Raw genomic sequence first — 13,747 nt, 5'->3', positions numbered from 1 at the left:
GGACAATCGTATTGGGATATTTCAGCCGAGAATTCTGGTGTCCCCTGCAGGAATCGAACCTGCAACTAGCCCTTAGGAGGGGCTCGTTATATCCATTTAACTAAGGGGACAAGGCGGCACGAGTATAGCGTCATTTCAACACTGCGTTAAGCGCGTGACCGCCTGAATGCTCAAAGTGTCGCCACTTAAGCGTTATTCTCCTGTGATTTACTCTGCTTTTTCGCTTCGTCGGCCAGCGCTTTAGCTTCAGCCTTACGCTTGTTGCTCATGTCGTTACGGATCTGCGCATGGCTTAACAGGGCAAAGATAAACGTCCCGCCGCAGATATTTCCGGCGAGCGTTGGCAGGGCGAATGGCCAGAGGAATTCACTCCAGTGCAGTGAACCGGTAAACACCAGATAAAAAATCTCCACCGCACCGACCACAATATGCGTGGTATCGCCCAGCGCAATAAGCCAGGTCATCAGAATGATCACTACGATTTTGGCGGAGCCGGCAGAAGGAAACATCCATACCATCGTGGCGATCAGCCAGCCGGAAATAATGGCATTGGCAAACATCTCCAGGGGGGAGTTTTTCATCACGTCCATGCCTATTTTCACAAAGGCATCGCGCGTTGGATCGTCAAACACCGGCATATAGCCAAACGCGCAGGCAACTATCGCGGTGCCGATCAAGTTACCTAACAGCACCACACCCCACAGTCGCATCAGCAGACCGCCGTTGCGCCACGTCGGATTATGCATAAATGGCAGTACGGCGGTGACGGTGTTCTCGGTGAAGAGTTGCTGGCGAGCCATGATCACAATAATAAAACCGAAGGTGTAGCCGAGGTTCTCCAGCACAAAGCCGCCGGGAATGCCTTCAAACTGCACATGGAAAATGCCTTTCGCCAGCAGCGATGCCCCCATCGACAGACCCGCCGCGATGGCTGACCACAACAGCGCCATCGCATCCCGCTCCAGCTCTTTTTCCCCGTCCTGACGAATATGCTCATGTATTGCCATCGCTCGTGAAGGCAAATGCTCCTCATCCACTTCGATTTTCTCGCCGCGATCCTTTTCCTCACTTTCAACTTCGATGTCGTCAGTGTGCTCATCAATTTTTTCGTGTTTCATTTCGTCCATCTTTGCTTCATCTTTCCAGGGATCATGACAATAAGCGTAGCGGCTTTATGCGCTAAAGCAGCGGGCTTCTTCCTAAATTATGTTAAGGGCAAAAAAGGTGATAACAGGATTTAAGAGTGCGTATAACATTGAAGGCGAAACGAGAAGATAAAGACCAGCTATGCTGAATGCATGACAGGTCATGCTGCCGCTGACGTGCACATCGTTAAACGTGCTGATACAATCTCTTGCGTATTCCAGGCGGAACCTGAGCGCTGCGCGTTTATCCGTCACGGATGACATTTTGCGATGACCATTTATTACAGGGAGACATCCATGAAATATCGCCTGTCGGCGCTCGCGCTGGGTACGACATTATTGTTCGGCTGCGCCAGTTCTGGTGAGCAGCAACAGGGGCGCTCGGATCCGTTCGAAGGATTCAACCGCACCATGTATAACTTCAACTTTAACGTGCTGGATCCTTATGTGCTGCGGCCGATTGCCGTCGGCTGGCGTGATTATGTACCGCAGCCTGCGCGTAACGGGTTAAGCAACTTCACCAGTAACCTGGAAGAGCCCGCCATTATGGTGAACTTCTTCCTGCAGGGTGATCCCTATAAAGGTATGGTGCACTTTACCCGCTTCTTCCTGAATACCTTGTTGGGGATGGGGGGCTTTATCGACGTCGCAGGATTATCCAACGAAAAACTGCAGCGTATTGAGCCGCACCGTTTCGGGAGCACGCTGGGGCATTATGGCGTGGGTTACGGCCCGTATGTGCAATTGCCGTTCTATGGCAGCTTTACCCTGCGTGAAGATGGCGGCGATATGGCGGATACGCTCTATCCGGTGCTCTCATGGCTGACGTGGCCGCTCTCGGTCGGCAAATGGACGGTAGAAGGTATCGAGTCCCGTGCACAGTTGCTGGATTCCGACGGTTTGCTGCGCCAGTCGTCCGATCCTTATATTCTGGTACGCGAAGCCTATTTCCAGCGTCACGATTTTATTGCCAACGGCGGTCAGTTAAAACCTGACGAAAACCCCAACGCGCAGGCTATTCAGGATGATTTAAAAGATATTGATTCTGAGTAATCCCAACGCAGGCAATAAAAAAGGTGAACCTGGGTTCACCTTTTTTATATGACGGATTTATCAGAATGCGTAGTTAAAGTTAGTACCGAACAGCCAGGCTTTACCTTCTGACTTAAAGGTATACGGGCCTTCATTAACGGTAACTTTCTGGCCGTGCATATAAGACGCACCCACATCAACCGACGCATTTTCATTGAAGGCGTAAGTGGTACCGGCGCTCAGCCACAGACGGTCTTGATCCGGAATGGAAATAGAACGTTTGCCAGCCGGAACCGGGCTGTCGTCATAGGCGATACCGGTGCGGAAGGTCCAGTTATCATCCATGTAATAGGTCGTGCCCAGCGCCAGGCGGTAGGAATCCCTGAAGCCTTCTTCCTTATAGAACAGCGTCTGACCGTTTTTGCCGGTCGCTTTCAGCTCCTGGAACTGGCTCCAGCTGGTGTAAGCGATGCTGTAGTGCACCGCCCATTGTGGCGCGACACGGTTATAACCGGACAGCTCCCACATTTCAGGCAGATGCAGACTGAGCGAACCTGGGATCGTCTGACCAGCCGTACCGGAAGGGAAAGCTGTGCCCGCGCCAGGTAAGCCATTAACCAGAGGACTGATGCCGCTTTTATAGTCGCCATCAAAGTCGACTTTCACTTCAGAGCGGTAGGTAAAGCCATAACGGTTATTTTTATCCAGCTCGTAAAGAATACCGGCATTCCAGCCAAAGCCCCATTCGTCGCCTTTAAGGCTGGCGATTTTAGAACTGTTTTTTGGCAGCAGCGCGCTTTGTTCGCCAGCATAACGCTCAATTTTCGCGTCGGCATAAACCGCATCAAAGCCAAGACCAAAACTCCAGTTGTCATTTAAGCGATATGCGCCGCTGAGGTTAAGGTTCATCGTTTTTAAATCGGTTTTACCGCCGTATTCGCCAGCGATGTAGTTGTCATTAAACTCGGTCGCCAGGCCATAATTAGACGTAACCGATGCGCCCCAGCCAAATTGTTCATTAATCGGCGCGACGAAATGGAGGTTAGGCACCCATGCCGTTGGCGCAATATTATCCGCGTCAAGACTACGACCGCTATAAGGCGAACGACCTGAAATGTCCACGTCTGGATCAATATAAATGGCGCCGCCGGAAAACGACGGGCGATCGAATAAGGTAATTAACGCAGGGTTACGGGAGACGTTCCCTGCATCATCTGCAATAGCACCTTCGCCAGAATAAGCGCGGCCAAGGCCAGAGGAAGAGAATTCGTTTAACTGGAAGCCCGCAGACCAGGCTTGTGTAGAGACAATTGCCACTGCAACTGCGAGTGCAGATTTGGTAAACAGGGTTTTCTGGCTCATGACCATAACCTCATCCGATTTATTTTTATGCATTGATTGTTACGTGCCGTAACAGGAGCGCGAAGTGTAGGGTCTGAGGTACGACTTACAAATCAGACCAGTGGCGGAATTATAGGTCTGACCAGCAGGATTGTTGCAAGGTTGTTTATAAGTTTTTTCAATTGTGATCTTCGAAACGCGATCCAGGTGGCAAATTTGCCCTCTGTTACAGTCATGAGAAAGGGCGAATTTTGTTTTAGATCATTTTAAGCTGTGATAACGGTCACTATTTGGCAATTGTGACATTATCGACTGGAGCCACTATTGCGGGGCGCGTAAAATAACCACATCGTTTATGGCACCGAGAGTGCAAATACAGAGGAAATCTACAATGAGTAAATGCAGTGCTGATGAAACCCCGGTTTGCTGCTGTATAGATGTAGGCACCATTATGGATAATACCGACTGCACCGCCTCTTACAGCCGCGTATTTACCACCCGAGCTGATGCAGAAGCAACGCTTGCTGCGTTAACGGAAAAAGCGCGCAGCGTGGAGTCAGACCCTTGCCAGATCACGTCCACCTTTACCGAGGTTGCTGAGGGTGTGCGCCTGGATATTGATTTTGTTTTTGCCTGTGAAGCGGAAACGCTGATTTTCCAGCTGGGCCTGCGTTAATCCCCCCCGTATTACGCTCCTGATCCTCAGGAGCGTTTTCTTCACCATCTCTGTGTATTAGTTCGCAAAAATTCGCTCCGCCGGTTGGCTAAATGTAAGAAAAAGGTTAAGACTAAAATCAGGTCAGACCACTTTGCATGACGTTATTTACAGGGGAGTGTTATGAGTCAGGCATTACCACTTGTCACCCGTCAGGGCGATCGCATTGCCATTGTCAGCGGGTTGCGTACCCCTTTTGCCCGCCAGGCTACTGCTTTTCATGGCATTCCGGCTATTAGCCTCGGGAAAATGGTCGTGGGTGAACTGCTCGCCCGCAGTGAAATTCCGCCTGATGTCATTGAACAACTGGTATTTGGCCAGGTGGTGCAAATGCCCGAAGCGCCGAACATTGCTCGCGAGATCGTGCTCGGCACCGGCATGAATATTCACACGGATGCCTACAGCGTCAGCCGCGCCTGTGCTACCAGCTTCCAGGCGGTGGCGAACGTCGCCGAAAGCCTGATGGCCGGCACCATTCGCGCCGGTATTGCCGGTGGGGCCGATTCCACTTCCGTGCTGCCGATTGGGGTGAGTAAAACCCTGGCGCGCACGCTGCTCGATCTCAGTAAAGCTCGCACTGCCGGGCAGAAACTAAAACTGTTTTCCCGCCTGCGCCCGCGCGATTTACTCCCTGTGCCGCCCGCCGTTGCGGAATACTCCACCGGTTTACGCATGGGCGATACCGCCGAGCAGATGGCAAAAACCTGGGGCATCAGTCGCGAGCAACAGGATGCGCAGGCGCATCGCTCTCATCAGCTTGCGGCGCAGGCCTGGGCTGAGGGTAAGCTGGCGGACGAGGTGATGACGGCTTACGTGCCGCCATACCGCGATGCGGTTGTTCAGGACAATAATATTCGCCACAACTCCTCCCTTGCCGATTACAGCAAACTGCGACCGGCGTTTGATCGCAAGCACGGCAGCGTCACAGCAGCCAACAGTACGCCGCTGACCGATGGCGCGGCGGCGGTGATCCTGATGACCGAATCCCGCGCCAGGGAACTGGGGCTGACCCCGCTTGGTTTCCTGCGCAGCTATGCGTTTACCGCCATTGGCGTTCAGCAGGACATGCTGCTCGGTCCGGCCTGGTCAACACCGCTGGCCCTTGAACGCGCCGGTATCACCCTTAACGATCTCACCTTGTTTGATATGCACGAAGCCTTTGCCGCGCAGACGCTGGCCAACCTCAAGTTGATGGCCAGTGACCAGTTCAGCCGCGATGTGCTGGGCCGCAGCCATGCCACCGGGGAAGTGGACGACAGCAAATTTAACGTACTGGGCGGCTCCATCGCCTATGGTCATCCGTTTGCCGCCACCGGTGCGCGCATGATCACCCAGACGCTGCATGAATTACGCCGCCGGGGCGGTGGTTTTGGTCTGGTGACAGCCTGCGCCGCAGGCGGACTTGGCGCGGCAATGGTCCTGGAGGCTGAATAATGGACATGACAACTGCATTTTCCCTGACCGTGCGACCGGACAATATCGCCGTGGTGACCATCGATGTGCCCGGCGAAAAAATGAATACCCTGAAGGCGGAATTTGGCGTTCAGGTGCGGGCGATTTTACGCCAGATCCGCGAAAACAAAGATCTGCGCGGCGTAGTGTTCATTTCGGCGAAAAAAGACAACTTTGTCGCTGGGGCAGACATCAACATGATCGACCGTTGCAAAACCGCCAAAGAGGCGGAAGAACTGGCTCGTCAGGGGCAACAGGTGATGGCTGATATTCATGCCCTGCCGATCCCGGTGATTGCGGCGATCCACGGTGCCTGTCTCGGCGGCGGCCTTGAGCTGGCGCTTGCCTGCCACGGGCGCGTCTGTACAGATGATGCAAAAACACAGCTTGGGCTGCCGGAAGTGCAGCTCGGCCTGTTACCCGGCTCCGGCGGTACGCAGCGGCTGCCGCGCTTGATTGGTGTCAGTACGGCGCTTGAGATGATCCTTACCGGTAAAATGCTCCGCCCGCGCCAGGCCCGCAAAGTGGGGCTGGTGGACGATGTGGTGCCGGTATCGATTTTGCTGGAAGCCGCAGCGGATCTCGCGAAAAAAGGCAAACCGACCGGGCGTCGTTTACCGGTGCGTGAACGCATCATGGCTGGCCCGCTCGGGCGCACTTTGTTGTTTCGTATGGTGGAGAAAAAGACGCAGCAGAAAACACACGGCAATTATCCGGCCGCGCCGCGCATTCTGGAGGTGGTACACACTGGGCTGGCGCAGGGTCGCAGCAGCGGCTACGAGGCAGAAGCCCGCGCCTTTGGCGAGCTGGCGATGACCCCGCAGTCCCGCGCATTACGACATATCTTTTTCACCAGCACCGACATTAAAAAAGACCCTGGCAGCGCCGTCGAACCTGCCCCCTTACGCGCGGTGGGCATTCTGGGCGGTGGGCTGATGGGCGGCGGTATTGCTTACGTCACTGCCAGTAAAGGCAAGCTGCCGGTGCGCATCAAGGATATTAAACCTGCCGGTATTAACCATGCGCTGCAATACAGCTGGCAGCAGCTTGATAAAAAAGTCCGTCGCCGCCATATGCGTCCTCAGGAGCGTGACAGCGACATGGCGCTGATCTCCGGCACCACTGATTACCGTGGTTTTGCCGGGCGTGATGTCGTCATTGAAGCGGTATTCGAAGATCTGGCATTAAAGCAGCAAATGGTGGCGGAGGTGGAGCAGCACTGCTCGCCGCAGACGATTTTTGCGTCCAACACCTCGTCGTTGCCGATTGGCGATATTGCCGCGAAAGCGGCGCGCCCGGAAAATATTATCGGTCTGCATTTCTTCAGCCCGGTGGAAAAAATGCCGCTGGTAGAGGTGATTGCCCATGCGCAAACCTCAGAGCGAACCATTGCCACCACGGTAAAACTGGCGAAAAAGCAGGGCAAAACACCGATTGTAGTGGCAGATAAAGCCGGTTTTTACGTTAACCGTATTCTGGCCCCGTACATCAACGAAGCCATGCGTTTGCTGACCGAAGGCGAACAGGTGGATCATATTGACCGCGCGTTGGTGAAATTTGGCTTCCCGGTCGGCCCAATCCAACTTTTGGATGAGGTGGGAATCGACACCGGTACTAAAATTATTCCTGTACTGGAAAGCGCGTATGGAGAACGTTTTTCTGCACCTGCAAACGTCGTTGCTGCGATTTTGAATGACGATCGCAAAGGCAGAAAAAATGGTCGTGGATTCTATCTTTACGGTGCGAAAGGGCGTACAAGCAAGAAGCATGTGGACCCGGCGATTTACCCGCTGATTGGCGCTTCAAACGGGGCAAAACTGTCGGCGGATCAGATTGCGGAACGCTGTGTGATGATGATGCTCAACGAAGCGGCGCGCTGCCTTGATGAGTCCGTGATCCGCAGCGCGCGTGATGGCGACATCGGCGCGGTGTTTGGCATCGGGTTCCCGCCGTTTTTGGGCGGTCCATTCCGTTATATGGATACGCGCGGGGTGGGGAATATCGTGGCGACGCTGGAACGCCTGGCTTCTCAGTACGGCCCACGATTTACGCCTTGTGAATCCTTGTTACAAATGGCGGCGCAGGGCGAAACGTTCTGGCCTGCTATTAACACTGATCCTGTAAGTTCAGGTCAGTAAAGGGTAAATCTGTCGTTGAATATGTCGATGGTGGTCATTTTATAAACAGTGATTGACTATACTTACGCCATTGATGTAAAACACAGCGTTTCATTCAACGAATGGATAAGGCACAATGCCCGGCCATTGTCTGTTCCGGTGTAAACATGTTGTTTCATTCGGGCGGTTCAATGCTTCTGGTTAACAAAAGCGGTGCAATATGCAAGTTTTTATCATGCGTCACGGCGACGCTGCTTTGGATGCAGCCAGTGACTCGGTTCGCCCTTTGACTTCTTGTGGCTGTGATGAGTCCCGTCAAATGGCAACCTGGCTATTAAGCCAAAAAGTGAATATCGAGCGTGTACTGGTCAGCCCGTACCTGCGTGCCGAACAGACGCTGAGCGAGGTAGGGGAGTGTATGAACCTGCCGGACGACGTGGAAATCGACGTCCTGCCAGAACTGACGCCAGGGGGGGATGTCCGTATGGTCAGCGCGTATTTGCAGACGCTGGCAAACGAAGGTGTCTCTTCAGTGATGGTGATCTCACACCTGCCGCTGGTAGGCTACCTGGTGTCGGAGCTGTGCCCGACCCTGACACCGCCGATGTTTTCTACCTCAGCGATCGCCAGCATTACGCTGGACACCGCAGGCAAAGGGGTATTTAACTGGCAAATGAGTCCCTGCAATCTGAAGATGGCGAAAGCGATCTGATCCCGCCTGACCCTGTAAAAAGAGCCGCTGATGCGGCTCTTGTTGTTTCTGGCGGCTGACCTTTTGTCGGGTGGCGCTTCGCTTACCCGACCTACAATCGTGGATTTTGTCGGGTGGCGCTTCGCTTACCCGACCTGAAATCGTAGTTTTTGTCGGGTGGCGCTTCGCTTACCCGACCTACAAATTAACGTAGGCCCGGCAAGCTCCGCGCCGCCGGGCATCCCTGTTTCTGGCACGGCCTTACGGAAGCTCTGGCGGTTGCCACTCTTCCACTTCAATCAGCACCAGCAGCGCGGCATCACCGCCGTACTCTTTCGGGGCCTGATGAAAAGCCATAACGTGCGGATGCTGCGCCAGCCACAATGGCGTTTGCTGCTTAAGAATATGCTTCCCGTGGCCGTGCATCACGCAGGCACAGAACACGTGTTCGCGGCGGCAGGCGGCGATCAGCGCGCCCAGCTCCTGCTTCGCCTGCATCTGCGTCAAACCGTGCAAATCCAGAAACAGCTCCGGGGAGTAATCACCGCGACGGATCTTCTTTAATTCAAAATGGCTGACGTCCGGACGGACATACTTTGCCGGGCCGTCGGTATTGAGCAACGGCTGAAATTCATCAGAAAAATAGTGACTGGCATCGGCCTGTTCCGATAACAGGCGCTTAACCGGCACCTCGGTTACTTTTTTCCGCAGCGGGCGGTGAACAATGGTGTCCTGCTGGATTTTGCGTGTGCCTGTCATTAACTGCCGGAACAGCGCCTGATCCTCCTCGCTTAGCGATGCTTTCTTTTTCATTTTTCGGTCTCATCTTTTATTTTCGCCAGTTTACCCGACTCCATACGGCCTGTGTTCAGGCAAAACGCATTTTTCCCCGCCGGGCTGGCGCGAGAATGCTGATTTATCGGCGTCTTCATGGCAAACTAGCCGCCGAATTTACAGCAATGCATGTCCTGGAGGATAGTGTGGATAAAATTTTTGTCGATGAAGCAGTCAGTGAGCTGCATACCATTCAGGACATGTTACGTTGGTCGGTCAGCCGATTCAGCGCGGCCAATATCTGGTATGGGCACGGCACCGATAACCCGTGGGATGAAGCTGTGCAGCTGGTGTTGCCGACGCTCTACCTGCCGCTGGATATTCCGGAAGACATGCGCAACGCGCGCCTGACCTCCAGCGAACGCCACCGCATCGTTGAGCGCGTGATCCGTCGCGTCAACGAACGTATTCCGGTGGCCTATCTCACCAATAAAGCCTGGTTCTGCGGTCACGAATTTTTTGTCGATGAACGCGTACTGGTGCCGCGCTCGCCGATTGGCGAACTGATCACCAGCCGTTTCGCGGGGCTGATCAACCACCAGCCGCAGCATATTCTCGACATGTGCACCGGCAGCGGCTGTATCGCCATTGCCTGCGCCTACGAATTCCCGGAAGCGGAAGTGGATGCCGTGGACATATCTCCGGACGCGCTGGCGGTGGCTGAGCACAACATCGAAGAGCACGGTTTGATCCACAACGTCACGCCGATCCGCTCCGATCTGTTCCGCGACCTGCCGAAGGTGCAGTATGATCTGATCGTCACCAATCCGCCGTATGTCGATGAAGAAGACATGTCGGATCTGCCGAACGAATACCGCCATGAGCCGGAACTGGGGCTTGCCTCCGGCAGTGACGGTCTTAAGCTGACACGTCGCATCCTGGCCTGTGCACCGGAATACCTGACCGATGACGGCATCCTGATTTGTGAAGTGGGCAACAGCATGGTACATCTGATGGAGCAGTACCCGGATGTGCCGTTCACCTGGCTGGAGTTTGATAACGGCGGTGATGGCGTCTTCATGTTGACCAAAGCACAACTGGTCGCTGCGCGGGAACACTTCAGCATTTATAAAGACTAAGCCGCACAACGATGCCGCGTCATTAAGCCACACATCAACACAACAACATAACGGAGCCGTGATGGCAGGAAACAGTATTGGACAACTCTTTCGCGTAACCACGTTCGGCGAGTCACACGGTCTGGCGTTGGGTTGCATTGTGGATGGCGTGCCGCCCGGCATGCCGCTGAGCGAAGCCGATCTGCAACACGATCTGGATCGCCGTCGTCCGGGAACTTCTCGCTACACCACGCAGCGTCGCGAGCCGGACCAGGTCAAAATTCTTTCCGGCGTCTTTGAAGGCGTCACCACCGGCACCAGCATTGGTCTGCTGATCGAAAACACCGATCAGCGTTCTCAGGATTACGGTGCGATTAAAGACACCTTCCGTCCGGGCCACGCCGATTATACCTACGAACAAAAATACGGCCTGCGCGACTATCGCGGCGGCGGACGCTCCTCCGCGCGCGAAACCGCCATGCGCGTGGCGGCGGGCGCCATTGCCAAGAAATACCTGGCGCAAAAATTCGGTATCGTGATCCGTGCCTGTCTGACCCAGATGGGCGATATTCCCCTTGCAATCAAAGACTGGTCGCAGGTGGAACAAAACCCGTTCTTCTGCCCGGATCCCGATAAAATCGAGGCGCTGGATGAACTGATGCGCGGCCTGAAAAAAGAGGGCGACTCCATTGGCGCGAAGATCACCGTGGTGGCCGATGGCGTTCCGGCGGGCCTTGGCGAACCGGTGTTTGATCGTCTGGATGCCGACATCGCCCACGCGCTGATGAGCATCAACGCCGTTAAAGGTGTGGAGATCGGCGAAGGGTTTGGTTCTGTGGCGCTGCGTGGCAGTCAAAACCGCGATGAAATAACGCATGCTGGTTTCCAGAGCAACCACGCCGGCGGCATTCTCGGCGGTATCAGCAGCGGGCAGCAGATCGTCGCGCACATCGCCCTGAAACCGACCTCCAGCATTACGGTGCCGGGGCGCACGATTAACCGCGCCGGTGAAGAGATCGAGATGATCACCAAAGGGCGTCACGATCCCTGCGTGGGGATCCGCGGCGTTCCGATTGCCGAAGCGATGCTCGCCATCGTGCTGATGGATCACTTCATGCGCCAGCGGGCGCAGAACGGGGACGTCACAACTACATTGCCACGCTGGTAAACATGAAAAAACGTGTCATTGCGCTGGCGGCCTTGCTCGCCAGCCAGTTCAGCCTCGCCGCCACGCCCTGGCAGAAAATTACCCATCCGGTGGCAGGCAGCCCGCAGTCTATCGGCGCCTTTTCCAATGGCTGTATCGTCGGAGCCAGCGAGCTTCCCGTGCAGTCGGATACCTACCAGGTGATGCGTACCGATCAGCGCCGCTATTTTGGTCATCCGGATCTGGTGCTGTTTATCCAGCGTCTGGGTAATCAGGTGCATAACCTGGGGCTGGGAACCCTGCTGATCGGTGATATGGGCATGCCCGCCGGGGGCCGTTTTAACGGTGGACACGCCAGCCATCAGAGCGGGCTGGATGTGGATATTTTCCTGCAACTTCCGCAAACCCGCTGGACGGCGGCGCAACTGCTGAAACCGCAAGCGCTGGATCTGGTTTCCGCCGACGGTAAACGCGTGGTGCCTTCACTATGGCAGCCGCAGATTAGCCAACTGATCAAGCTGGCGGCGGAAGATAATGACGTGACGCGTATTTTCGTCAATCCGGCCATCAAACAGCAGCTCTGTCTCGACGCCGGTACGGATCGCGACTGGCTGCGCAAAGTCCGTCCGTGGTTCCAGCATCGCGCCCATATGCACGTGCGTCTGCGCTGCCCGGCCGACAGTCTCGAATGTGAAGATCAACCGCTGCCGCCGCCAGGTGATGGCTGCGGCGCAGAATTACAAAGCTGGTTTGAACCCGCAAAACCCCCGATAACAAAGCCTGAGAAGAAGACACCGCCGCCGTTGCCGCCTTCCTGCCAGGCGCTACTGGATGAGCATGCACTCTAATGGACAACTTTATCGATCTCTTTATGGTGTCGCCGTTACTGCTGGCGGTACTGTTTTTTGTGGCATTGCTGGCGGGATTTATCGACGCGCTGGCGGGTGGGGGCGGCTTACTGACCATTCCTGCCTTGCTGGCGGCGGGAATGACGCCCGCCCAGGCTCTGGCCACCAATAAATTACAGGCTTGCGGTGGCTCTATTTCCTCCTCGCTCTATTTTGTGCGTCTGAAAGTCGTCAATCTGGCGGATCAAAAACTCAATATCCTGATGACGTTTATCGGCTCTACCTCTGGCGCGCTGCTGGTCCAGTATGTGAAGTCTGACGTGCTGCGCCAGATTTTGCCGATCTTAATCATCTGCATCGGGCTTTATTTTTTGCTGATGCCGAAACTCGGCGAAGAGGATCGTCAACGACGGCTGTACGGCCTGCCGTTTGCGTTGATTGCCGGTGGCTGCGTGGGATTTTACGACGGCTTTTTCGGGCCGGGGGCAGGATCGTTTTACGCGCTGGCCTTCGTCACGCTGTGCGGTTTCAATCTGGCGAAATCCACCGCCCACGCCAAAGTGCTGAATGCCACCTCCAACGTCGGCGGCCTGTTACTGTTTATTATTGGCGGTAAAGTGGTATGGGCCACCGGTTTCGTGATGCTTGCCGGACAGTTTCTTGGCGCGCGCATGGGCTCACGGCTGGTGCTGAGCAAAGGACAAAAACTCATTCGCCCGATGATTGTCATTGTCTCGGCGGTAATGAGCGCAAAACTGCTTTTTGATAGCCATGGACAGGAGATCCTTCACTGGTTGGGGATGAACTAATGAATACGACGCACACTTATGAGCAATTAATCGCCATTTTTGACGGCTGCTTTGCCGGTGATTTTAATACCCGTCTGATTAAAGGCGACGACGAACCGATCTATCTTCCTGCTGATGCCGACGTGCCCTATAACCGCATCGTCTTTGCCCACGGCTTTTATGCCAGCGGCTTACATGAGATTTCGCACTGGTGTATTGCCGGGAAAGCGCGTCGCGAGCAGGTGGATTTTGGCTACTGGTATTGCCCGGACGGGCGCGATGCCACGACGCAGGGGCAGTTTGAGGACGTGGAAGTGAAGCCGCAGGCGCTGGAGTGGATGTTCTGCCTCGCCGCGGGCTTCCCGTTCAATATCAGCTGCGACAACCTGAACGGCGATTTCGAACCGGATCGCATTGCTTTTCAGCGCCGGGTTCATGCTCAGGTGATGACGTATCTGGAAGAGGGCATTCCCCCGCGTCCGGCGCGTTTCATCCAGGCGCTACAGGATTATTATCATACGCCGCCGTTAACGGCAGCACAGTTTCCGTGGCCGGAAGATCTGAACTGAAGCCACGAAT

Annotated in this window: 13 protein-coding genes and 1 tRNA gene; 10 read left to right on the top strand and 4 right to left on the bottom strand. The window is 55.0% G+C overall.

The genetic code is table 11. The features are described from left to right. Nucleotides 1–35: 35 nt before the first annotated feature. Together KW828_RS04485 and KW828_RS04480 are read right to left on the bottom strand one after the other, a co-directional pair. Nucleotides 36–110 (bottom strand) — tRNA-Arg (locus KW828_RS04485). A 75-nt stretch (nucleotides 111–185) separates the two neighbouring features. Next, nucleotides 186–1,118, bottom strand: coding sequence for a formate/nitrite transporter family protein (locus tag KW828_RS04480; RefSeq protein WP_218335215.1), 933 nt, complete (start codon nucleotides 1,116–1,118; stop codon nucleotides 186–188). A 324-nt stretch (nucleotides 1,119–1,442) separates the two neighbouring features. Here KW828_RS04480 and mlaA point away from each other — a divergent pair, with 324 nt between their 5' ends. Then, entirely contained in the window at nucleotides 1,443–2,198 is a 756-nt protein-coding gene (gene mlaA / locus KW828_RS04475; protein WP_218335214.1) for a phospholipid-binding lipoprotein MlaA, read from the top strand. Nucleotides 2,199–2,258: 60 nt separating this feature from the next. Here mlaA and fadL read toward each other — a convergent pair whose 3' ends face one another. After that, a complete protein-coding gene (fadL, locus tag KW828_RS04470) occupies nucleotides 2,259–3,539 on the bottom strand; it encodes a long-chain fatty acid transporter FadL (protein WP_218335213.1) in 1,281 nt (426 codons plus the stop codon). Between the two features lie 370 nt (nucleotides 3,540–3,909). Here fadL and KW828_RS04465 point away from each other — a divergent pair, with 370 nt between their 5' ends. From KW828_RS04465 to sixA, 4 genes are all read left to right on the top strand, one after another. Then, a complete protein-coding gene (locus KW828_RS04465; protein ID WP_218335212.1) occupies nucleotides 3,910–4,194 on the top strand; it encodes a YfcZ/YiiS family protein in 285 nt (94 codons plus the stop codon). 162 nt (nucleotides 4,195–4,356) lie between these two features. Next, nucleotides 4,357–5,667, top strand: a complete 1,311-nt coding sequence (gene fadI, locus KW828_RS04460; protein ID WP_218335210.1) for an acetyl-CoA C-acyltransferase FadI — start codon at nucleotides 4,357–4,359, stop codon at nucleotides 5,665–5,667. Continuing rightward, entirely contained in the window at nucleotides 5,667–7,823 is a 2,157-nt protein-coding gene (gene fadJ / locus KW828_RS04455) for a fatty acid oxidation complex subunit alpha FadJ (protein ID WP_218335208.1), read from the top strand. Before fadI ends, fadJ begins: the two co-directional genes overlap by 1 nt. A gap of 199 nt (nucleotides 7,824–8,022) precedes the next feature. Then, nucleotides 8,023–8,514: a phosphohistidine phosphatase SixA gene (gene sixA, locus KW828_RS04450; RefSeq protein WP_218335206.1), complete on the top strand. Its 492-nt coding sequence runs from the start codon at nucleotides 8,023–8,025 to the stop codon at nucleotides 8,512–8,514. A gap of 240 nt (nucleotides 8,515–8,754) precedes the next feature. On the opposite strand, the gene smrB is transcribed toward sixA, so the two are convergent. Then, nucleotides 8,755–9,306 (bottom strand): endonuclease SmrB, encoded by a 552-nt coding sequence (smrB, locus tag KW828_RS04445; RefSeq protein ID WP_072567707.1) that lies wholly within the window; start codon nucleotides 9,304–9,306, stop codon nucleotides 8,755–8,757. 167 nt (nucleotides 9,307–9,473) lie between these two features. Between smrB and prmB the strand changes: the two genes are divergently transcribed. From prmB to KW828_RS04420, 5 genes are all read left to right on the top strand, one after another. Further along, the gene (gene prmB, locus KW828_RS04440; RefSeq protein WP_218335205.1) at nucleotides 9,474–10,406 is read left to right on the top strand and encodes a 50S ribosomal protein L3 N(5)-glutamine methyltransferase; all 933 of its coding nucleotides are present in this window, start codon (nucleotides 9,474–9,476) and stop codon (nucleotides 10,404–10,406) included. Between the two features lie 61 nt (nucleotides 10,407–10,467). Beyond that, entirely contained in the window at nucleotides 10,468–11,553 is a 1,086-nt protein-coding gene (aroC, locus tag KW828_RS04435) for a chorismate synthase (RefSeq protein ID WP_088220072.1), read from the top strand. A gap of 2 nt (nucleotides 11,554–11,555) precedes the next feature. Beyond that, nucleotides 11,556–12,380, top strand: a complete 825-nt coding sequence (gene mepA, locus KW828_RS04430; protein WP_218335204.1) for a penicillin-insensitive murein endopeptidase — start codon at nucleotides 11,556–11,558, stop codon at nucleotides 12,378–12,380. Further along, nucleotides 12,380–13,189 carry a sulfite exporter TauE/SafE family protein gene (locus KW828_RS04425; RefSeq protein WP_218335203.1) on the top strand — a complete coding sequence of 270 codons (810 nt, stop codon included), beginning with the start codon at nucleotides 12,380–12,382 and terminating at the stop codon, nucleotides 13,187–13,189. The genes mepA and KW828_RS04425 overlap by 1 nt, the downstream gene beginning before the upstream one ends. Next, a complete protein-coding gene (locus KW828_RS04420; protein ID WP_218335201.1) occupies nucleotides 13,189–13,737 on the top strand; it encodes an elongation factor P hydroxylase in 549 nt (182 codons plus the stop codon). The genes KW828_RS04425 and KW828_RS04420 overlap by 1 nt, the downstream gene beginning before the upstream one ends. The last annotated feature ends 10 nt before the right edge of the window (nucleotides 13,738–13,747 follow it).

The organism is Enterobacter sp. ENT03 (assembly GCF_019218745.1).
Taxonomy (GTDB): Bacteria; Pseudomonadota; Gammaproteobacteria; order Enterobacterales; family Enterobacteriaceae; genus Enterobacter_D.
Note: the sequence above shows the minus strand (reverse complement) of the source record. Positions and strands in the feature narration are given on the sequence as shown.

Coding starts and splice junctions, on each gene's coding strand:
- KW828_RS04425 (WP_218335203.1), top strand. CDS start 12,380: ATGGACAACTTTATCGATCTCTTTATGGTGTCGCCGTTACTGCTGGCG.
- sixA (WP_218335206.1), top strand. CDS start 8,023: ATGCAAGTTTTTATCATGCGTCACGGCGACGCTGCTTTGGATGCAGCC.
- mlaA (WP_218335214.1), top strand. CDS start 1,443: ATGAAATATCGCCTGTCGGCGCTCGCGCTGGGTACGACATTATTGTTC.
- fadJ (WP_218335208.1), top strand. CDS start 5,667: ATGGACATGACAACTGCATTTTCCCTGACCGTGCGACCGGACAATATC.
- aroC (WP_088220072.1), top strand. CDS start 10,468: ATGGCAGGAAACAGTATTGGACAACTCTTTCGCGTAACCACGTTCGGC.
- fadL (WP_218335213.1), bottom strand. CDS start 3,539: ATGAGCCAGAAAACCCTGTTTACCAAATCTGCACTCGCAGTTGCAGTG.
- KW828_RS04480 (WP_218335215.1), bottom strand. CDS start 1,118: ATGAAACACGAAAAAATTGATGAGCACACTGACGACATCGAAGTTGAA.
- KW828_RS04420 (WP_218335201.1), top strand. CDS start 13,189: ATGAATACGACGCACACTTATGAGCAATTAATCGCCATTTTTGACGGC.
- KW828_RS04465 (WP_218335212.1), top strand. CDS start 3,910: ATGAGTAAATGCAGTGCTGATGAAACCCCGGTTTGCTGCTGTATAGAT.
- smrB (WP_072567707.1), bottom strand. CDS start 9,306: ATGAAAAAGAAAGCATCGCTAAGCGAGGAGGATCAGGCGCTGTTCCGG.
- mepA (WP_218335204.1), top strand. CDS start 11,556: ATGAAAAAACGTGTCATTGCGCTGGCGGCCTTGCTCGCCAGCCAGTTC.
- fadI (WP_218335210.1), top strand. CDS start 4,357: ATGAGTCAGGCATTACCACTTGTCACCCGTCAGGGCGATCGCATTGCC.